The sequence below is a fragment of the Nocardia sp. CA-151230 genome (assembly GCF_050942175.1).
Lineage (GTDB): Bacteria > Actinomycetota > Actinomycetes > Mycobacteriales > Mycobacteriaceae > Nocardia.
In genome coordinates this window covers 7069368-7089742 of sequence record NZ_CP192061.1, presented here as the reverse complement: position 1 = coordinate 7089742, position 20375 = coordinate 7069368, and the positions used below count along the sequence as shown (strand labels likewise).

The window sequence follows — 20375 nt, the reverse complement described above, 5'->3', positions numbered from 1 at the left end:
GCCCTTAGGAAGCTACCGCGCCTACCTCGACAATTTCCCCAGCTGACCGGCCGGGCGCTCGGCGGCGGGGAAATGCCGGTTTCCCCGCCGCCGTACGCCGTCCGGTGGAGGAAATGTGGAGGTCCGGTGGCAATGGTGTGGGCGCCGTCCGGCCTCGCGGAGCGTCGGGCAGGATGGTGGGCGTGATCGGGAACCGGAAGTCATCGACTGAGCAGCGTGTTGTGCGGCCGCCGTCGCCGCATCCGTCGGGGGCGAAGCCGCCGGCGATTCCGGCGGAGTTCGTGCCCAGGCATGTGGCGCTGGTGATGGACGGCAACGGCCGCTGGGCCCAGGAGCGCGGGCTGCCCCGCACCGCGGGCCACGAGCGCGGCGAGGCGGTGCTCATGGACACCGTCGAGGGCTGTATCGAAATGGGCGTGAAGTGGCTCTCGGCCTACGCCTTCTCCACCGAGAACTGGCGGCGCAGCCCCGACGAGGTGCGCTTCCTGATGGGCTTCAACCGCGACGTGATCCGCCGCCGACGTGACGAGATGCACGAGATGGGTGTGCGGGTGCGCTGGGCCGGCCGCCGGCCGCGCCTGTGGCGCAGCGTGATCAAGGAATTGGAGATCGCGGAGGAGCTCACCCGGGACAATACGGTGATGACCCTCACCATGTGCGTCAACTACGGCGGCCGCGCCGAAATCGCCGACGCCGCACGGGAAATCGCGCGCCGGGTGGCCGCCGGGGAACTCGACCCGGAGAAGATCACCGAGGCCACAGTGGCCCGCTACCTCGACGAACCCGATATGCCGGACGTGGACCTGTTCCTGCGTCCCTCCGGTGAACTGCGCACCTCCAACTTCCTGATCTGGCAGGCCGCCTACGCCGAATTCGTGTTCCAGGAAACGCTTTTCCCCGATTTCGACCGCCGCAACCTCTGGGACGCCTGCCTGGAGTACGCCAAGCGTGACCGTCGCTTCGGAGGCGTGAAATGACCGACCAGCTCACCCCCGCCGAGGCGCTCCAGGACCGCGCCCGCGCCCTGCTGCTGCGCTACGGCGTGGAGGTTCGCGAGGAGGACGGCGGCCTCGGCTTCGAGTACGAGGGCGCGCTGTGCTCGCTGCGCGGCGTCAACCTCTCGCCCGGCCTGGACGTGCTGGCGCTCATGTGCATCCTGGCCTGGGATCGTCCGGTGAAACCGCAGCTGCACAAGCGGGTCGCCGAACGCAATGCCGCGCTCCAGTTCGGCACGCTCACCGTCGTGTCCCGCGAGAAGCTCGCGGATGTCATCCTGCGCTACACCTTCCCGGCCGCCGGGCTCGAGGACGAGCCCCTGGCGACCATCCTGCTGCTGACCCTCTCCGGCGCGGGCCGGGCTCGACAAGGCTTGCTGCCCTAGGCGATTCGGCCCACCCGGCCCGCCGCCCGGATCGTGGAGTTCGGACACCCGCCGTGGCGTTCCGGACCGGGTGCCGTCGATGCCCGGCGAGATTCACCCGCGCGGGTGAATCTCACTCAGGAGGACGAGGTTTCCGGGATAGCGACCCTTCCGCCGCGCTGGTGGTCCGGGACGAGGAGCTCGACACCCCGGTACAGGGTGTCGGGATCGACATCGCCCATGATCAGGTGTTGCAGCATGAAGCCGGGCAGGATGCCGAACATGGTCTTGGCGACCGCGTCGGTGTCGGAATCGGCTGGTAGCCAGCCGATTTCGCGCATGCGGAGGGCGTAGTCGTGCCACAGGCGACGGACGCCGCCGAGGGTGGTGCGGACATAGTCGGCGATGTGGGGGTCGGTCAGTGCCAGTGACCACGTCTGGGGGATGAGACGGACCGGTCCGCCCGGGGCGCTGAGCCGGACAATGGCCTCCGCGACCGTGCGGATCAGTTCGGCTGGGCTGGGTAGCGGATCGCTGTGCACCGCCTCGTGCAGGGCACCGTGGAGTTCGGTGGCCACTTCGGAGGTCAGCGCGGCGATGATCTCGTCCTTGGACTTGAAGTACCGGTAGACCGCCCCGGCCGAGAGGCCGGATTCGGCGAAGACGTCCTGCATGGTGGTGGCGTGCAGTCCCTTGCGGGCGAAGCAGGACTGCGCGGCGTCGAGAATCTGCTGCCGGCGGCGTTCCAGGTGTTCCTCGCTGACTCTGGGCATGGGCCCAAAGTAAAACGAATATCCGTTCTTGACAAGGGGACATTGGGGTGTCAGCCTTGTCCTAATCAAAAAGAACGAACCTTCGCTTTCTTTGGATGGGTCATGAACACAGTCCAGCGCTCCCTCGCCCTCGGTCTCGTAGCTGCCGCCATTCAGGCCCTGATGCTCATCGCCTTCGCCTGGCCCGCCGCCCGCGTCGCGCCCCGCGATCTCCCCATCGCCATCACCGGCCCGCAGGCCGCCGCGGTTGCCCGGCAGCTGAACGATCGCGAGCCTGGTGGCTTCGATATCCGCACCGTCGCAGATGAATCCACCGCTCGCGACGCCATCGAACATCGAGATGTGTACGGGGCCATCCTGACCGGTGGACAGCCCCGCGTCCTGATCGCCTCGGCCGCGAGTCCGATTGTGGCCCAGCAGCTCTCGGCCTTCGCGCAACAGCTGAACGGCGCGCAGGCGGCACCGGTGCAGGACGTGGTCGCCGCCGACGTCCACGATCCGCGCGGAAGCGGTTTCGGCGCAATGGTTCTCCCGCTGGTCATGTCCGGCCTCGCCGGTGGCGTGCTGCTGACCCTGCTGGTGCCGTCGCTGCGCGCCCGCGCTCTCGGCCTGGCCGTGTTCGCGATCGCCGGTGGGCTGCTGAGCATGTCGATCGTCCAGGGCTGGCTGCACCTGCTGCCCGGCGCGTACCTGGCCATGGCCTCGATCAGCGGCCTGGTCTCCCTCGCCGTCGCCGGCACCGTGGTCGGTCTGGCCGCCGTGCTCGGCCAGGCGGGCATCGGCCTGGGCGCGCTCACCATGCTGCTGGTCGGAAACCCTTTCTCCGGTGCCACCTCCGCGCCCGAGCTGCTGCCCAAGCCGTGGGGAGAGATCGGCCAGCTGCTGCCGCCCGGCGCCGCCGCCACCCTGCTCCGCTCGACGGCCTTCTTCGGTGACGCCGCCATCGCGGGTCCGCTGACGGTCCTGCTGTGCTGGGCCGCCGCCGGTCTCGCCCTGCTCGGTGTGGGGATCGCCCGCACTCGGCGGACCGTCCCGGCTCTTGCCCCGGACCTGGTGCCCGCGGCCTGAACTCGCCACCCGGACGGCAGCAGCCGCGCGCCCCTCGCTCGATGAGCAAGGGGCGCGCGGCTGCTCGCTGTCAGCTCTTGTGGCAGCAGTTCTGGCAGGTGCCGAAGATCTCCATGGTGTGGCTGATATCGGTGAACCCGTGCTCGGTGGCGATCGAGTCCGCCCAGGCCTCCACGGTCGGCCCCTCCACCTCGACGGTCCGGCCGCACTGGCGGCAGACCAGATGATGGTGGTGTCCGGTGGAGCACTGCCGGTACACCGATTCCCCGGTGTCGGTGCGCAGCACGTCGACCATGCCGGCGTCGGCGAGCGACTGCAGCGTCCGGTACACGGTCGTCAGGCCGATGCCCTCACCTCGCTTGCGGAGTTCGTCGTGCAGCTCCTGTGCGGAGCGGAACTCGTCGATGTCCGCGAGCAGAGCGGCGATGGCGCTGCGCTGGCGGGTACTGCGGACCCCGACGGTCTTCTCGCTTGTTCCCACGGTTCACCCTTCCTCGGCGTGCGCTACCGCGTCGATGACGATGTGTGCCAGATGTTCGTCGACCAGTTCGTAGATGACCTCGCGTCCGGTGCGTTCACCGCGGACCACCCCGGCGGACTTGAGGATCCGCAGGTGCTGGCTGATCAGCGGCTGGGTCACCCCGAGCGTATCGACCAGCTCGTGCACGCAGCGCGGCGATTCCCGGAGCTGGAGCACGATGGCGATGCGCACCGGCGCGGCGAGTGCGCGCAATAGTTCGCCTGCGGAGTCCAGAATGGTGCGCGACGGCACGGCCGGCGGCTGGGGAGACCGGTAGGGGTAGGGGTCATGGGGGATCGCGGCCGGGGTCTCCGTCGCGACGTGCGAGCGCCGCAGGGGCGCGCCGCTGTCCGTGGTCATCGAACCAACTCCTTATTGGAAACCGATGCCATTCTTATATGCACGGGTGCGCATGTCAAACAACGAGTCGGCGCGTCGGCTCAGCAATTGCTGTCCTGCGGAATCGGGACCGTGGGATCGAAATAGTACTCGGGATGATGCGGATCCGGGGCGTAGGCCGGACGCGCATTGCTGTAGCTGGGGGCCAGGAAACCCTGGTCGTGGACGGTGCAGTTGACCGAATAGGCGAAGCCCTGGATGTCGCCGAACCACATGCCCTGCGAATCCTGGTCGTAGGACGAGTCCTCGACCCAATAGTTCTGCATGGGCCTCGCCCCCTGTTCGATTGTGGATCACCCCGACGCCGGGCCCGCACGGCCGACCGGTGTCGTTCGTCCACTATCGCGCGGTGGTGATCACGGCAGCATCCCCAGCTTGTAGGGGCAGTGGGTGCAAAGTCCATTGCCCGCGACCGATAGGCTGCTCTCAACCCTTTGCAATCTTCCGGACACGGATGGAGAACTGTTCAGTGGCACCCAAGTCGAAGGTGGACACCGTCGCCAATCTCGCCAAGCGTCGGGGTCTCGTGTACCCGAGCGGTGAGATTTACGGCGGAACGAGGTCGGCCTGGGATTACGGTCCGCTGGGCGTCGAGCTCAAGGAGAACATCAAGCGGCAGTGGTGGCGGTCCATGGTGACCAGCCGCGACGACGTGGTCGGCCTGGACTCGTCGATCATCCTGCCGCGTCCGGTGTGGGTGGCCTCGGGCCACGTCGCCGTGTTCAACGACCCGCTGGTGGAATGCCTCAACTGCCACAAGCGGCACCGGCAGGACCACCTGCAGGAGGCGTACGCCGAGAAGAACAAGATCGACAACCCGGACTCGGTGTCCATGGAGCTCGTCGTGTGCCCCGACTGCGGCACCGTGGGCAAGTGGACCGAGCCCAAGGACTTCAACATGATGCTGAAGACCTACCTGGGCCCGGTCGAATCCGAAGAGGGCATGCACTACCTGCGCCCGGAGACCGCGCAGGGCATCTTCGTGAACTACAAGAACGTCGAGACCACCGCGCGCAGGAAGCCGCCGTTCGGCATCGCGCAGATCGGTAAGTCGTTCCGCAACGAGATCACCCCGGGCAACTTCATCTTCCGCACCCGCGAGTTCGAGCAGATGGAGATGGAGTTCTTCGTCAAGCCGGGCGAGGACGAGCAGTGGCACCAGTACTGGATCGACACCCGCCTGGCCTGGTACACCGACCTGGGTATCGACCCGGAGAACCTGCGGCTGTTCGAGCACCCGAAGGACAAGCTCTCGCACTACTCCACCCGCACGGTGGACATCGAGTACCGCTTCCGCTTCCAGGGCTCCGAGTGGGGTGAGCTCGAGGGCGTCGCCAACCGCACCGACTTCGACCTGAAGACCCATTCGGAGCATTCGGGCACGGATCTGAGCTTCTTCGATCAGAACACCAACGAGCGCTTCATCCCGTTCGTGATCGAGCCGGCGGCCGGTCTGACCCGCTCGCTGATGGCCTTCCTGGTCGACGCGTACCACGAGGAGCAGGCGCCGACGGCCAAGGGCACCATGGAGACGCGCACCACTCTGCGCCTGGACCCGCGCCTGGCGCCCGTCAAGGCGGCTGTCCTGCCGTTGTCGCGCAATGCGGACCTGTCGCCGAAGGCCAAGGACCTGGCCGCGCAGTTGCGCCGGAACTGGAACGTGGACTTCGACGATGCCGGGGCGATCGGCCGCCGCTACCGCCGTCAGGACGAGATCGGCACCCCGTTCTGCATCACGGTCGACTTCGACACGCTGGAGGACCAGGCCGTCACCGTACGTGAGCGGGACTCGATGGCGCAGCAGCGCATCGCTCTCGACCAGGTGGAGGGCTACCTGGCGGCGCGCCTCGTCGGCGCCTGATCCCAGGTTCACAGGAAAGACCGGTCAATGCCTGACCGGTCTTTTCTTTATTCCATTGCCCCCGAAATTCGGGGCGGTGTCACGAAATTGGGTAACCGACTACTCACGTTAACGGCCCATGACCGGAGCACTATTTAAGGATGTGGGCAACGGCGCATCATCTGCCGTAGCTCGATCATCCGAGGTGAGTCATGAGCGAGCGTGTTATCGGCCCCCGCTCGGGGCTGCAATGGGTCTCATTGGGGGACACCGGATCATCGTGCCCTGCCGCCCGATCCACGGTGGCGGCATTTCGATCATGGGCCGACTCCTATCTGACCCGACCCAGCGACGAACTGGGCCGCGACGGGCCGGTCTGCCCGTATGTACGACCGGCCATGCGGCGAGATCTGATGTGGCTGGCGCAGGTTCGAGCGGCGGAGCCGCAGCAGACGTGGGTGCGTGCGATCATCCGTGACGCGCTGGAGGTCTATTCCGGACTGCCCACGGGGAACGGCAGTTCCACGTCCGTGCTGCGCACATTGATCACCGTATTCCCGAATTTGACTGATAGTTCGCTGATCGATGAGATCCACGATGAATTCAAGACCAAATTCGTGGAACGGGGCATCATGCTCGGGCAATTCTATCCGGGCTGTGATCAGGCGGGCCTGTGGAACAAGGATTTTCGGCCGTTGGACGCACCACTGCCGATGTTGGTGGTGCGCAGCATGATGACGACCGATTTTCCGTTCCTGCTCGACAGACCGGAGTGGGCCGACGCCTTCGTGCGCAAGTTCGCGCCGGGGCTGCCCGCGCACGTGCGCTCGGTCATGGTGGAGCGCTTGACATCTCATCCGGCCCTCGTACCCGCCTACGAGGTGGGCGCCGTCGACGACGCATCCTGCCCGGCCAGCAGTTAGGTAGTGGTTATGACGCGTGAGATCGCGGCGGATCGGACCGCCACCGTCTTCCCGCTCTCCCCGGCTCAACTGGGGATGTTCTATGCGCAGCAACTGGATCCGGCGGTGCCGCTGTCGGAGGCCCAGTACATCGAGATGCACGGACCGCTGGATATCGCGGTGCTGCGGCTCGTGGGAGCGCAGGCAGCGCGTGAATTCGGTTCCGGTGTCCTGCGATTCGTCGAGATCGAGGATCGGCCGTACCAGGTGGTCGATACCGAGCTGGACGCGACGGTCGGTTTCCTGGACTTCCAGGACCGACCGGACCCTGTTGCGGCCGCGCTGGAGTGGATGCGCACGGATGTGGCGGCGCCGATCGAGCTGTTCGGTGCACAGGCTGGAATATCCACCGTGATCCGGGTCGGCGAGTCCCATCACCTGTGGTACACCAGAGCACACCACCTCCTCATCGATGGATTCGGCTCGATGACCACGCTGTATCGGGTCGCTGAGCTGTACAACGCCGCGGTGCGCGGGCAAACGGCGCCTCCCGGCACCGCGGCCTCGCTGCTGGACGTGCACGAGTCGGAGATGGCGTACCGGGAATCGAGCCGGTACGCCACCGACGAGCGCTACTGGCGCGAGGTCACCGCGGGGATGCCCGACCGGTGCAGCCTGGTCGGGGCCACGGCGCCCGCGAGCGCGCTGGCCCGCGAGGCGCGCGCCCGGCTGGAGGAGCGGACGGCCGAGCGGCTGGCGAGCGCGGCCCGCCGTTTCGACACCAGTGCGGCGGGCGTGGTGATGGCCGCGGTCGCGCTGTACTACGCCCGGCTCACGGCCACCGAGGACGTGGTCCTGAGCCTGCCCGTGTCCGGCCGCACCACCGCGGTGCTGCGGCGTTCCGGCGGCATGATCGCCAATGTGGTGCCGCTGCGGGTGCCGGTGCCGCGCGCGGGACGGGTGGGGGAGGTCCTGGATGCCGTGCGGGTGGCGGCGTCGGGGGCCTTGCGGCATCAGCGCTTCCGCCATGAGGCCATGCGGGACGAGGGTGACCGGGACGAGTTCGGGCGCGGCATGACCGGGCCGGTCATCAACATCATGATGTTTCCGGCCGGGATCGATTTCGAGGGCGTGGATTCGAGCCTGCACGTGGTCACCTCGGGCCCGATCGAGGACCTGTTCGTCAACTTCTACCAGCACGGCGCGGGCGCGCCGATCCATGTCGACTTCGCCGCGAATCCGCGCCTGTACGACGAGGATTCGCTGAACAGGCATCACCGGCGATTCCTCGCCGTGCTGGATTCGCTGCTGGACGCCGAGGCCGGAACACCGGTCGCGGCACTGGATTACACGGTGGCGGACGAGCAGCCGGTGCTGGCGGGCGCGCACGGGCCGGCGGTGCCGCAGCCGCAGCTGCTACCGGAGATCCTGGCGGACGGCCTGCGCCGCACCGGACCCGAGACGGTCGCGGTCATGGGCCGCGACCGGCGGCTGACCTATGGCGAGCTGGACGCGCTGTCGAATCGGCTGGCGCGCCGGATCGTGCGGGCGGGCGCTGCCGAATCCGGGGCCGGGATACCGGAGGCCGTGGCCGTCGGACCGGAATCGACCGTGCTGCTGGCACTTCCCCGTTCGATCGAGGCGATGGTCGCGCTGTGGGCGGTGGCCAAGACCGGCGCGGCGTTCGTGCCGCTGGGTACCGCGCTGCCCGCCGACCGCATGGCGCGCATTGCCGCCGAGGCGGGTGCGACGATCGGCCTGACACTCGCGGAATCGACTGCCGCGCTGCCGGATTCTGTCCACTGGATCACCCTCGACGGCCTGCTGGACGAGGACGTGGCGCCGTCCGATCCGCCGCTCACCGACGACGAGGTCCGGGGGCGGCCGCGGGTCGGCAATCCGGCGTACGTGGTGTTCACCTCCGGATCGACCGGTGTGCCCAAGGGCGTGGCGGTGACCCATGCCGGGTTGGCCGGGCTGGCCGCGGCGATCGTGGCGGCGTACCGGGTCGAGCCCGGTGCGCGGGTCCTGCAGTGCCTGAACCCGAGTTTCGATGCGTCGGTACTGGAATGGCTGATGGCGTTCGCGTCGGGGACGACCCTGGTGGTCGCCGAATCGGATCCGGTGGTGGGCGCCGAATTGGCCGGGCTGGTCCGTGATTTCGGCATCACCCAGGTGTGTTCGACCCCCGCGGTGCTGTCCACGCTGGAGCCGGACGCGCTCGACGGGGTGCGCGCGGTGTCATCGGGCGGGGAGCCGACGCCGCCGGATATCGTGGCGCGCTTCGGGATCGGGCGGGAGCTGCTGAACTCGTACGGTCCCAGCGAGACCACGGTGGCCGTCACCTACACCCGGGGGCTGGTGCCGGGCGTGAATGCCGGGCTCGGCGACCCCATTCCGGGCGCCGGGATGCTGGTGCTGGATCGCTGGCTGCGGCCGGTGCCGATCGGAGTGGCCGGGGAGCTGTACGTGACCGGGCCGGGCGTGGCGCGCGGGTACGTCGGCCGTCCCGGGTTGACTGCCCAGAGTTTCGTGCCCGCCCCGTCGGGTCCAGCCGGGGCCCGCATGTACCGCACCGGAGATCTGGTGCGCTGGACCGAGAGTGGCGTGCTCGAGTACGTGGGTCGCAGCGACTTCCAGGTGAAGCTGCGCGGCATGCGGATCGAGCTGGGTGAGATCGACGCCGTGCTCAACGCGCACTCGTCGGTGGAGATCGCGGTCACGGTGGCGCGGCCCGGTCCCGGTGGCGGCACCGTGCTGGCCGCCTATGTGGTTCCGCACGCCGGTCAGGTGATCACCGAGCCCGAGCTGCTGGACCACGCCACCCACCGCCTGCCGCCGTACATGGTGCCCGCGACCCTCACGGTGCTGGGTGCGTTGCCGCTCACCGCCAATGGCAAGGTGGATCGCCGGGCGCTGCCGGAACCGGTGGTGGCGCAACCGATGTCGGGTCGCGCGCCCGCCACCGCCACCGAGCGCCTGCTCTGCAGCCTGTTCGCGGAGGTTCTCGGGACCGAGACCGGCCCGGACACTTCGTTCTTCGCCCTGGGCGGCGATTCGATCATGGCGATCACGCTGGTGTCGCGCGCTCGCGCCGCCGGCCTGGTCTTCTCCGCCCGTGAGGTTTTCGAGCACCGAACCCCGGCTGCCCTGGCGGCCGTGGTCACCCGGCTGGAGGACCGTCCGCAGCGGCTGCCCGAACTGGCGGGCGGTGGCGTCGGCCGCCTGCCGCTGACGCCGATCGCGGCGTGGCTGCTCGGCCGTCCCGGCTGGCGGCATTTCGCCCAGTCGATGGTGGTCCAGGTGCCGGCCGGGGTCGAACTCCCGGTGCTGCTGCGCGCCGTCCAGGCGCTGCTCGACCGCCACGATCTGCTCCGCGCCCGCCTGGTCGACACCGACGAGGGGCTCCGCCTGGACGTTCCGCCGGCCGATGACACCGAGGCGGCGACGCTGCTGACACACTTCGAGTGCACGGCGGCCGACGTATCCGGGGCGGCGGTCGACCGAGCGCTGACGGATGCCGCCGGTCGGTTGGATCCGCGTGCGGGTGTGATGATCGCACTGAACTGGCTGGACGCCGGTCCGGCGCGGCCGGGCCGGTTGGCGATCGCGGTGCACCACCTGGCCTGTGACGCGATCTCATGGCGAATCCTGTTGCCCGACTTGATGTCCGCCTGGACGCAGGCCGCGGCGGGGACGAAACCCGAGCTGCGGGAGACCGGGACCTCGGTGCGCACCTGGGCGTATGCGCTGGAGGCGCTGGCGTCACCGGGCAGCCCGAGCGCGCCGGCCGATGACTCGGCCGCCGTCGAATTGCCCTGGCCGGTCGGCGAACTCGGGTACTGGCGAGACGTGCTGGCCCCGGATGCCCTGATCGGGCGGCGCCGGCTGGACGTGGCGGTGGACACCCATCGGACCGCCCGGCGGATCGATATCGAGGTGCCGGGCGAGGTGTCGGCGGCGCTGATCGCCCGGCTCGCGGGCACCTACCGCTGCGGCGTCGAGGACGCGCTGCTGGCGGCCCTCGCGCTGGCGCTGGCGCGCCGGTCGGACGGGCAGGATGCGGTCGCCGCCGGCACCGTGGTCACGGTCGAGCGGCACGGCCGCGACGAGGCCGCGGTGCCCGGGGCGGACCTGTCGCGGACGATCGGCTGGTTCACCACGCAGGTGCCGGTGCGGCTGGGACCCGTGGCCGTGGAAGAAGATTCGGGCGCGGACAGCGTGGACAGCGCGTTGAAGACGGTCAAGGAACAGCTGCGGGCCGTGCCGCGCGGCGGCTTCGGCTACGGGCTGCTGCGCTACCTGAACACGCGGACGGCCCGGGAGCTCGCGGCACTGCCGGATCCGCAGATCGGATTCAATTACCTCGGGCAGATCCCCGAGCTCGCCGCGGGCGATTGGCTGCCGGTCTCGATGGGGGATCGGCTGGGCGGGCACGCCGATCCGGATATGCCGCTGGCGGCGGTCATCTCGGTGGATGCGGTCACGCTGGAGTCGGAGAGCGGGCCGCGCATCCGGGCGGTGTGGCAGTTCGCCGGCCACGCGGTCGCGGCCGGGGACGTGGAAGCGCTGGCGCGGGAATGGCTTTCGGCCATCGGTGAGATCGCCGAGCTGGTGCGGCGACCCGGTGCCGGTGGCCTCACCCCCGCCGATCTGCCGCTGCTGACCGTCGCGCAGCCGGAGATCGAGTCGTGGGAGCGGGCTTTCGGCCGCCTGTCCGATGCCTGGCCGCTGACCCCGCTGCAGCGCGGCCTGCTGTTCCAGGCGCAACTGGCCGCGGGCGGCCCGGACGGCTACTCGGTGCAGGCGATCATCGATGTCGAGGCCGATCTGGATCGCGACCGGCTGACGGCCGCCGCCGAGGCGCTGGTCCGCCGCCACGATGTGCTGCGCGCCGGCTTCCTGGCCTCGGATACCGGTGCGGTGCAGGTGATTCCGGCCGAGGTCGCGGTGCCGTGCGCCTATCGGGAGGCTGTCGGCGCCACCCCGGAGGAGCTCGACGAGATCGCGGCGGCCGAACTGCGTGAGCCGTTCGCGGTCGACCACCCGCCCCTGATCCGATTCCTGTGCATCGCGGCGGGGGAGCGGCGCTTCCGGCTGGTCATCACCAACCACCACCTGATCCTCGACGGCTGGTCCATGCCGATGCTGTTCGCGGAACTCATCGCCCTCTACGAAACCTCCGGCGACGACACCGGATTCGCGACCCCTGCTCCCTTCCGTACGCATCTGGAGTGGCTGGCCACCCGCGACGACAACCTGGCCCGGGAAGCCTGGGCGCAGTCCCTGTCCGGCCTCGACGGCCCGACCCTGATCGCCCCGACCGCGCCGCGCGCCGACGCCGCGACCGCCCCGGTCGCCCACGAGGTGCCCCTGCCCGACGGCCTGCCGGACGCCCTGCGCCGGACGGCCGCGGCCTGCCAGGTAACCGTCAACACCCTGGTCCAGGTGGCCTGGGCGCTGCTGCTGGCCGAGCAGACCGGAGGCTCCGACATCGTCTTCGGCGCCACGGTGTCCGGCCGCCCGCCGGAACTGCCCGGGTCCGAGCGCATGGTCGGCATGCTGGTCAACACCGTCCCGGTCCGTATCGCCCTGGACCCGGCCGAATCGACAGCCGACCTGCTCACCCGCGTGCAGCGCGAGCAGGCCGCCCTGGCCGACCACCAGCACCTGGGCCTCGACGAGATCCAGGCCGCCACCGGTCTGGGCCCGCTCTTCGACACCGCCACCGTCTTCGAGTCCTACCCGGTGGACGCCGCGACCCTCACCGCGGCCACCCGCCAGGCCGACCTCACCGTCACGTCCCTGCGTGCCCAGGACGGCACCCACTACCCCCTCTCGCTGGCCGCCTATGCCAACAACGGCCTCCGCCTCGAACTGACCCGCTCCCCACACTATTTCGACGCCTCCGAGGCCGATGCGCTGGCAACATCGCTGTCCCGCCTGCTGACCGACCTCACCGGCGACTCGCGCCGCCGCGCCGCCGGGCTACGCGGTACGGACCCCGAGGCGCTGGTCTCGATCCGGCCCGGGGCCGAGTCCCGCGAGGTACAGCTCCTCCCGGATCTCCTGTCCGCCAACGGATACCCGGACACACCGGCGATCGTCAGCGCCGCATCGCCGGCCGACAGCGGGCGCAGCGCTGCCGAGCTGACCTACGCCGAGCTGGCGGCCGCGTCGAATCGGTTGGCTCGTAGGCTGATCGAAGACGGTGCCGGACCCGAGCGGGCGGTGCTGGTGGCTCTGCCGCGGTCGGTGATGTCGATGGTCGCGGTGTGGGCCGTTGCGAAGACCGGGGCGGCGTTCGTGCCGGTGGATGTCACGCAGCCGGCGGCGCGGACGAGCGCCATCGCCTCGGAATGCGGTGCGGTGCTGGGCATCACCTCGGACCAGATGACGGATCTGCCGAGCGACGTGGCCTGGTTGCGGCTGGACAGTGACGCCCTGGTCGCCGAGTGCGCGGCGATGTCCGCCGAACCGGTCACCGATGCCGACCGGCTCGCGCCCCTGCGCCCGGAGTATGCGGCCTATGTGGTGTTCACCTCGGGGTCCACGGGCACGCCGAAGGGTGTCGTGGTCTCGCACACCGGGCTGGCCAATATGGCGGCGGCCATGGCGGAACGCGGCGGCATCGAACGCGATTCGCGCGTGATGCACTGCCTCAACCCGGCTTTCGACGCGGCCATGCTGGTGTGGATGTCCGCGTTCGCCGCCGGTGCGACGCTGGTCGTGGCACCGCCGGAGGCGAGTGCGGGTGCGGAGCTGGCGGCCGCTGTCCGCGAGGGCGCGGCCACCCACCTGACCTGTACGCCGAGCGTGCTCGCGACCCTCGATGCCGCAGACCTGCACGGTGTGCGGACGGTCGTCATGGGTGGTGAACCCTGCCCGCCCGCACTGGTGACACGCCTGGGCCAGGGTCGCGTGTTCGTGAATTCCTATGGCCCGGCGGAGACCACGATCGCCGCGAGCTTCGGCGACCCGATGACGGCCGGCACCTCGACCCTGCTGGGCGACCCCGTGCCGGGGACGACCCTGCTCGTGCTGGACGCCTGGCTGCGTCCGGTACCGCCCGGCGCGGTCGGCGAACTGTATGTGTGCGGTTCCGGGCTGGCGCGCGGTTATGCCGGTCGCGCAGCGCTTTCCGCGAGCCGGTTCGTCGCCGACCCGTTCACCGCCGGGCAGCGCATGTACCGCACCGGCGACCTGATGCGGTGCACCGCGGACGGTTTCGAGTACGCCGGTCGCAGCGACTTCCAGGTGAAGATCCGCGGCATCCGGGTGGAGCCGGGTGAGGTCGACGCCGTCCTGCTGAGGCATCCGAGCATCGAGGCCGCCGTGACCGTCGCCCGGCGCAATCCCGCCGGCGCGATGACGCTGTGTTCGTATGTCGCGCTGTCGGATCCGGCCTCGGTGCCGGAGCTGCTGGCCTGGGCTTCCGGCCGGCTGCCGCGCTACCTGATGCCCGCCGGCCTGCAGGTGCTGCCGGAGCTACCCCTGACGGCGAGCGGCAAGGTGGACCTGCGCGCCCTGCCCGAACCCCAACTGGTACAGGCCGAATACGTCGTCCCGGCCGGTTCCGAGGTGGCCATCGCCGAGACCTACGCGGAAGTACTGGGGCTGGATCGCGTCGGTGCCCGCGACGACTTCTTCGCGCTCGGCGGCGATTCGCTCATCGCGACCCGCGTCGCCTCCCGTCTCACCGCGCACCTGGGCCGCACCGTTCCGGTGCGCCTGCTCTTCGAGGCCCCGGTGGTCGCCGACCTGGCCGTGCGGCTGTCGGCCGCCGAGATCGACACCGCCGCACCCGCTCTCACCCGGACCGAGCGCCCCGACCTGGTCCCGCTCTCCCCGGCCCAGCAGCGCATGTGGTTCGTCAACCGCTACGACCCGGCTTCCCCGGCCTACAACGTGCCGGTGGCGCTGCGTCTTTCGGGCCACCTGGACCAGGAAGCCCTGCGCGACGCGCTGCGGGATGTGCTGGCCCGCCACGAGACGTTGCGCACGGTCTACCCCGATATCGACGGTGTCGGCACGCAGCGGGTGCTCCCCGCCGAGGACGTCCCGCTCGACCTCGAACCGGTGCCGGTGTCCCTCGACCGGCTAGCCGAGGTCGTCGCGGACACCATCGGCCGTGGGTTCGACGTCACCGCGGCGGTCCCGCTCCGGGTCCGGGTATTCGTTGTCGACGATCGCGAAATCAGCTCTTCCACAGCAGGTTACGGCCCGCGCGCCATGACGGACGGCCAGTTCGAAGAGCACGTGGTCGTGCTGGTCGCGCATCACATCGCGACGGACGGTTTCTCGATGGCCCCGCTGACCCGCGATGTGGCCGCCGCCTATGCGGTGCGGGCCGCCGGGCAGGCGCCGGCGTGGGAGCCGCTGCCGGTCCAGTACGCGGATTACACACTGTGGCAACGGGATCGGCTCGGCTCCGAGGCCGACGCGGGCTCGCCGGCGGCCCGGCAGCTCGAATACTGGTCGGACACCCTCGCCGGGGTGCCGGATCACCTGGAGCTGCCGACGGATCGGCCGCGTCCGGCTCGCGCCTCCCATCGGGCGGCCGAGTGCACCGCCCGCGTGGACCGGGACCTGACCGCCGCGATCGACCGCTGCGCCCGTGTGCATCGGGCGACCCCGTTCATGGTGGTGCACGCCGCACTGGCCGTGCTGCTGTCCCGCCTCGGCGGCACCGCGGACGTGGTGGTCGGCACCCCGGTCGCGGGGCGCGGTGTGCGTGAACTCGACGACCTGGTCGGCATGTTCGTGAACACACTGGTGCTGCGTACCGGCATTCGCCCGGAGGAGGGTTTCGCCGCGCTGCTCGATCGGGTGCGGGACACCGATCTCGCCGCCTTCGAACACGCGGACGTGCCGTTCGAGCGGCTCGTGGAGGTGCTGGCCCCGGCCCGGTCGGAGTCGCGGCACCCGCTCGTCCAGGTCATGCTGGTGTTCCAGAACCTGGCCATGCCGGAGCTCCAGCTGCCCGGCCTGACCGTGTCCCCGCTCGAATTGCCGCAGACGAACAGCCGTTTCGACCTGAGCCTCACGGTCATCGGGGACACCGACGGCATGGAGCTGCGCTGCTGCTACGCCACCGACCTCTTCGATGCGTCGACCATGGCGGACTTCACCGGCCGACTCGTCCACGTGCTGGCCGAGATCACCGCCGAACCCGCCCGCCCGGTCGGAGATCTCGACCTGCTCACCGCCGCCGAGCACGAGCGGCTGCACGCGGCCGCCGAACCCGTCGCATCCCCGCGCATGCTGGCCGACCTCATGGCCGACGCGGTCGCGGCGAACCCGGACGGCCTCGCCGTCATCTGCGGGGACCGCCGCCTCACCTACCGTGAGCTCGACGCCCGGGCCGAGCAGCTGGCACGACGGCTGATCGCGGCCGGTGCCGGACCGGAAACACTGGTGGCCGTGGGCATTCCGCGCTCCATCGAATCGGTGCTGGCGGTCTGGGCCGTCGCGCGGGCCGGGGCGGCCTTCGTCCCGGTGGATCCGGCCTATCCGCCGGATCGGATCGCCCGGATCATCGACGTTTCGGGGGTATGTCTCGGTCTCACCGTGCGCTCGCAGTGGGACCGACTTCCGGGCACGGTGGAATGGTGGTGCCTGGACGACCGCGATGCGGAGGAGTATCCGGTCGCGGTTCATGAAATCAGCAGGAACACAGCCCATCCGGCGTACGTCATCTTCACCTCGGGATCGACGGGAGCGCCCAAGGGGGTTGTGGTCTCCCACTCGGGTCTGGCGAACCTCGCTGCCGCGCAGCGCGACCGGGACGCACTCACCTCGGAATCCCGGGTCCTGCACGTGGCGTCACCGAGTTTCGACGCCTCCGTCGTGGAACTGCTGATGGCGGTGGGCGCGGCCGCCACGTTGGTGATCGCGCCCCCCACCGTCTTCGCCGGACCCGAGCTCGGCGAACTGCTTTCACGCGAACGGGTTTCGCACATCGCGCTCACGCCCTCGGCACTGTCGACCGTGGATCCGTCCGGCCTGGGCGATCTGCGCCTGATCGTCACCGGCGGCGAACCCTGCCCGCCGGAACTGGTCGCCGCGTGGGCGGCCCAGGGCCGCAACCACTTCAACGACTACGGGCCGACCGAGGCCACGGTGACGGCCGCCGGCGCGCCCGTGCATCCCGGTGCGCCGATCACCATCGGCCGGGCCGCGCCCGGCATGCGGGCCCTCGTCCTCGATGACCGGCTGCGCCCGGTCGCGGACGGCGTCGTCGGCGAACTGTACCTCGCGGGAATCGGGTTGGCGCGCGGCTATTTCGACCGCTACGACCTGACCGCCGCCCGGTTCGTGGCCGACCCGCATGGCCCGGCCGGCCGGCGCATGTACCGCACCGGCGACCTGGTGCGGCGTCGCGACGGGAACCTGGAATACCTGGGCCGCACCGACACCCAGGTCAAACTGCGCGGCCTGCGCATCGAGCTGGGCGACGTCGAGGCGGCGCTGACCGCGGAGCCCACGGTCGCGCGCGCGGTCGCGGTGGTCCGTGACCACGGGCGCGGCGGCATGCTCTCCGCCTACGTGGTCGCCGCGGACGGCACGGAGCCCGACCCCGCAACTCTGAAGAGGGCTGCCGCGCAACGACTCCCGTCCTACATGGTGCCGTCCGCCGTCACGGTGCTGCCCGACCTGCCGCGCACCGCCAACGGCAAACTGGACCTCGATGCCCTGCCCGCACCGCAGCTGGTGGCAGGGGAGCAGCGACCGCCCGAGGGACCCGTCGAGACGGCGGTGGCGGCGGCCTTCGCCGAGGTCCTCGGCGTCGACCAGGTCTGGCGTGACGACGATTTCTTCGCCCTGGGCGGGAATTCACTCATCGCCACCCGGGTGGTGGCGCGGCTCGGCGCGGCGCTCGGCACCGCCGTCCCGGTGCGCGCACTGTTCGACGCCCCGACGGTGGCCGAGCTGGCGGCTCTGGTCGCCTCGGGTGGCGCGTCGGATCGTCCGCGCCCGGGACCGCGCCCACGCCCGGAGCGCATCCCGTTGTCGGCGGCACAGCAGCGCATGTGGTTCCTCAACCGCTACGACCCCGCCTCGCCCCTCTACAACATCCCCGGCGCCTTCGAAATCAACGGCGCACTGGATATTTCGGTGCTGCGTGCCGCGCTCGACGATGTCATCGCCCGGCACGAGACACTGCGCACCATTTACCCGGTGGGGCCGGACGGGCGTCCGTACCAGCAGATCCTTCCCGTGACAGCGGGTTCGCTGCCGATCACCGAACTCGAGGTGGCGGAGGCGGATATCGCGGCGGCGCTGATCGCCCAGCTGTCCCGTGGCTTCGACATCAGCCGCGAGACGCCGCTGCGGGTCTGCGTGCTCCGCATCGCGCCGGACCGCACGGTGCTGGCCATGGCCGTGCACCACATCGCGGCGGACGGCTGGTCCATGGCCCCGCTGGCCCGGGATGTCATGTACGCCTTCGTCGCTCGCTCGAGCGGTGTGGCGCCCGAGTGGATTCCGCTCCCGCTGCAATACGCCGACTACGCGCTGTGGCAGCACGAACTGCTCGGCTCCGACCGCGATCCCGACAGCCTGGCCGGCCGTCAGCTGGAGTTCTGGCGCACCACCCTGGCCGGTGTGCCCGAGGTCCACGCACTGCCCACCGACCGTCCGCGCCCGGAGGCTCCGTCCGGGTCCGGCGACCGCATCGAATTCACCATTCCCGCACCGGTTCACGACCGTATCCAGGTGCTCGCCCGCAACCACGGTGCCAGCCCGTTCATGGTGGTACACGCCGCGCTGGCCGTGCTGCTGGCGCGGCTGTCCGGCCGCACCGACATCGCCATCGGCTCGGTGGTCGCGGGCCGCGGTGACGGCGAATTCGACGACCTGGTCGGCATGTTCGTCAATACCGTGGTGCTGCGCTCGCAGCTCGATCCCGCCGCCGGTTTCGCCGACACCCTCGACGCCGTGCGGCAGGCCGACCTGGCCGTCTACGGCAATATGGACCTGCCGTTCGAGCGACTGGTCGAGGCGCTGGCCCCGGCCCGCTCCACCGCGCACCACCCGCTGTTCCAGGTGCTGCTCGCCTTCCAGAACCTGCAGACCGAGGCGACCACGCTGCCCGGCTTGGAGATTCGACCCCTGGAAGCGCCCGCACCCGGATCCAAGTTCGATCTGGAGTGGATGCTGGCCGAACAGTTCGGGACGGCGGGGGAACCGGCGGGCATCACCGCCTCCCTCACCTTCACCACCGACCTGTTCGACCGCGGCACCGCCGCCACCATGGTGGACGGCTTCCTCGCGCTGCTGGACGCGGCGACCGCCTCCCCGGTGGGGGCGATCGGCACACTCGCCGTGACGTCGGCCGACGGAACCCCGCTGCCCGCGCTCACCGTGCATCCCCAGGACGAAGCCGCCGTCGTGGTGAATGCGCGGCCCGCCCCCGCCCGCCGGGCCTACCGCGCCCCGCGGACCGACGCGGAGCGCACCCTCGTCGACGCTTTCGAGACCGTGCTGGAATCCCCGCGAATCGGCGTGGACGACAACTTCTTCGATATCGGCGGCAACTCCATGGGCGCGGTCCGCCTCGTCACCCTCGTGCGCGAACACACCGGCATCCCCATGCCCCTGCAGTGGATGTTCCTCGACCCGACGCCCGCCGCGCTGGCGGAACGCCTGGTCGAGGCCGCCGACCAGCCGGGGGTGGAGGCGTCCATGCGGGTGCTGCTGCCGATGCGCCCGCAGGGTGACGCGCAGGCCCTGTTCTGCGTGCACCCGGCCATCGGACTGGCCTGGTGCTACGGCGGACTGGTGCAGTACATCGGCGGTGACCGCCCCATCTACGGCATCCAGTCGCCCGGCGTCACCGACGGCGGCACCGCCGACCGCACGGTGCGCGAGCTGGCCGTCCGGTACGTCGAGGAGATCCTCCACGTCCAGCCCGAGGGGCCGTACCACCTGCTCGGGTACTCGGCGGGCGGGCCGCTGGCGCACGCCATGGCCGTCGAATTGCGCCGCCGCGGTGCGCAGGTGCCGTCCCTGGTCATGATCGACTCGCGCGCCGACGTCGCGGTGCCCGACGACAGCGCCCTGCCGCCGCTGTCGATGCTGCTGGCCGAATTCGGCGGGATCGACATCCCGCCGGAGCTCGAGCACCTCACGCCCGCCCAGGCGGCGGATCTGCTGGCCACATCCGGAATCACCTTCACCGCAAACGATCTGGAGAACTTCTACACCGATCTGCAACACCTGCTGCGCCAGATCGGGGCCCACGAGCACGAGGTCTTCGACGGCGACCTGCTCTTCTTCACCGCCGCCCACAACCCGGACCCCGAGCCGAACGTCACCACCTGGCGGCCCTACATCGGCGGCAGCATCGCGGACCGGCCGCTCCCGTACGGCCACAACGAGATGATCACCGCCGAGGCGCTGGCCGTCATCGGACCCCTCGTGGACGCCTACCTGCGGCGGTGATGCCGCGCAAAGCGCGCGATCTCGCGCCGCCGCTGGGGAAGAATGGGCGCTGAAAACCCGGTCGGTT

10 protein-coding genes are annotated in these 20375 nt (G+C 70.2%); 6 read left to right on the top strand and 4 right to left on the bottom strand.

The genetic code is table 11. The features are described from left to right. Positions 1-173: 173 nt before the first annotated feature. A complete protein-coding gene (locus ACQP1O_RS33385; protein ID WP_354835454.1) occupies positions 174-977 on the top strand; it encodes an isoprenyl transferase in 804 nt (267 codons plus the stop codon). Then, positions 974-1381: a hypothetical protein gene (locus ACQP1O_RS33380; RefSeq protein ID WP_364617732.1), complete on the top strand. Its 408-nt coding sequence runs from the start codon at positions 974-976 to the stop codon at positions 1379-1381. The genes ACQP1O_RS33385 and ACQP1O_RS33380 overlap by 4 nt, the downstream gene beginning before the upstream one ends. Before the next feature lie 116 nt (positions 1382-1497). Here ACQP1O_RS33380 and ACQP1O_RS33375 read toward each other — a convergent pair whose 3' ends face one another. Next, entirely contained in the window at positions 1498-2133 is a 636-nt protein-coding gene (locus ACQP1O_RS33375) for a TetR/AcrR family transcriptional regulator (RefSeq protein ID WP_433562346.1), read from the bottom strand. A 102-nt stretch (positions 2134-2235) separates the two neighbouring features. Here ACQP1O_RS33375 and ACQP1O_RS33370 point away from each other — a divergent pair, with 102 nt between their 5' ends. Beyond that, positions 2236-3201, top strand: coding sequence for a hypothetical protein (locus ACQP1O_RS33370; RefSeq protein ID WP_433562345.1), 966 nt, complete (start codon positions 2236-2238; stop codon positions 3199-3201). Between the two features lie 70 nt (positions 3202-3271). Here ACQP1O_RS33370 and ACQP1O_RS33365 read toward each other — a convergent pair whose 3' ends face one another. The 3 genes from ACQP1O_RS33365 to ACQP1O_RS33355 all read right to left on the bottom strand — a co-directional run bounded on the left by ACQP1O_RS33365 (position 3272) and on the right by ACQP1O_RS33355 (position 4386). Beyond that, positions 3272-3682 carry a Fur family transcriptional regulator gene (locus tag ACQP1O_RS33365; RefSeq protein ID WP_354835448.1) on the bottom strand — a complete coding sequence of 137 codons (411 nt, stop codon included), beginning with the start codon at positions 3680-3682 and terminating at the stop codon, positions 3272-3274. A 3-nt stretch (positions 3683-3685) separates the two neighbouring features. Beyond that, positions 3686-4081: an ArsR/SmtB family transcription factor gene (locus tag ACQP1O_RS33360; protein ID WP_040861788.1), complete on the bottom strand. Its 396-nt coding sequence runs from the start codon at positions 4079-4081 to the stop codon at positions 3686-3688. A gap of 80 nt (positions 4082-4161) precedes the next feature. Beyond that, the gene (locus tag ACQP1O_RS33355; RefSeq protein ID WP_433562344.1) at positions 4162-4386 is read right to left on the bottom strand and encodes a hypothetical protein; all 225 of its coding nucleotides are present in this window, start codon (positions 4384-4386) and stop codon (positions 4162-4164) included. Between the two features lie 203 nt (positions 4387-4589). Between ACQP1O_RS33355 and ACQP1O_RS33350 the strand changes: the two genes are divergently transcribed. From ACQP1O_RS33350 to ACQP1O_RS33340, 3 genes are all read left to right on the top strand, one after another. Further along, the gene (locus ACQP1O_RS33350) at positions 4590-5981 is read left to right on the top strand and encodes a glycine--tRNA ligase (RefSeq protein ID WP_433562343.1); all 1392 of its coding nucleotides are present in this window, start codon (positions 4590-4592) and stop codon (positions 5979-5981) included. A 191-nt stretch (positions 5982-6172) separates the two neighbouring features. Beyond that, positions 6173-6883, top strand: coding sequence for a DUF6875 domain-containing protein (locus tag ACQP1O_RS33345; RefSeq protein ID WP_433562342.1), 711 nt, complete (start codon positions 6173-6175; stop codon positions 6881-6883). 9 nt (positions 6884-6892) lie between these two features. Next, positions 6893-20308, top strand: a complete 13416-nt coding sequence (locus ACQP1O_RS33340; protein ID WP_433562341.1) for an amino acid adenylation domain-containing protein — start codon at positions 6893-6895, stop codon at positions 20306-20308. Positions 20309-20375 lie beyond the last annotated feature (67 nt).

Bases quoted from the DNA above. Each gene is read 5' to 3' on its own strand.
- ACQP1O_RS33370 (WP_433562345.1), top strand. From the start codon at position 2,236: ATGAACACAGTCCAGCGCTCCCTCGCCCTCGGTCTCGTAGCTGCCGCC.
- ACQP1O_RS33385 (WP_354835454.1), top strand. From the start codon at position 174: ATGGTGGGCGTGATCGGGAACCGGAAGTCATCGACTGAGCAGCGTGTT.
- ACQP1O_RS33340 (WP_433562341.1), top strand. From the start codon at position 6,893: ATGACGCGTGAGATCGCGGCGGATCGGACCGCCACCGTCTTCCCGCTC.
- ACQP1O_RS33355 (WP_433562344.1), bottom strand. From the start codon at position 4,386: ATGCAGAACTATTGGGTCGAGGACTCGTCCTACGACCAGGATTCGCAG.
- ACQP1O_RS33375 (WP_433562346.1), bottom strand. From the start codon at position 2,133: ATGCCCAGAGTCAGCGAGGAACACCTGGAACGCCGCCGGCAGCAGATT.
- ACQP1O_RS33360 (WP_040861788.1), bottom strand. From the start codon at position 4,081: ATGACCACGGACAGCGGCGCGCCCCTGCGGCGCTCGCACGTCGCGACG.
- ACQP1O_RS33380 (WP_364617732.1), top strand. From the start codon at position 974: ATGACCGACCAGCTCACCCCCGCCGAGGCGCTCCAGGACCGCGCCCGC.
- ACQP1O_RS33345 (WP_433562342.1), top strand. From the start codon at position 6,173: ATGAGCGAGCGTGTTATCGGCCCCCGCTCGGGGCTGCAATGGGTCTCA.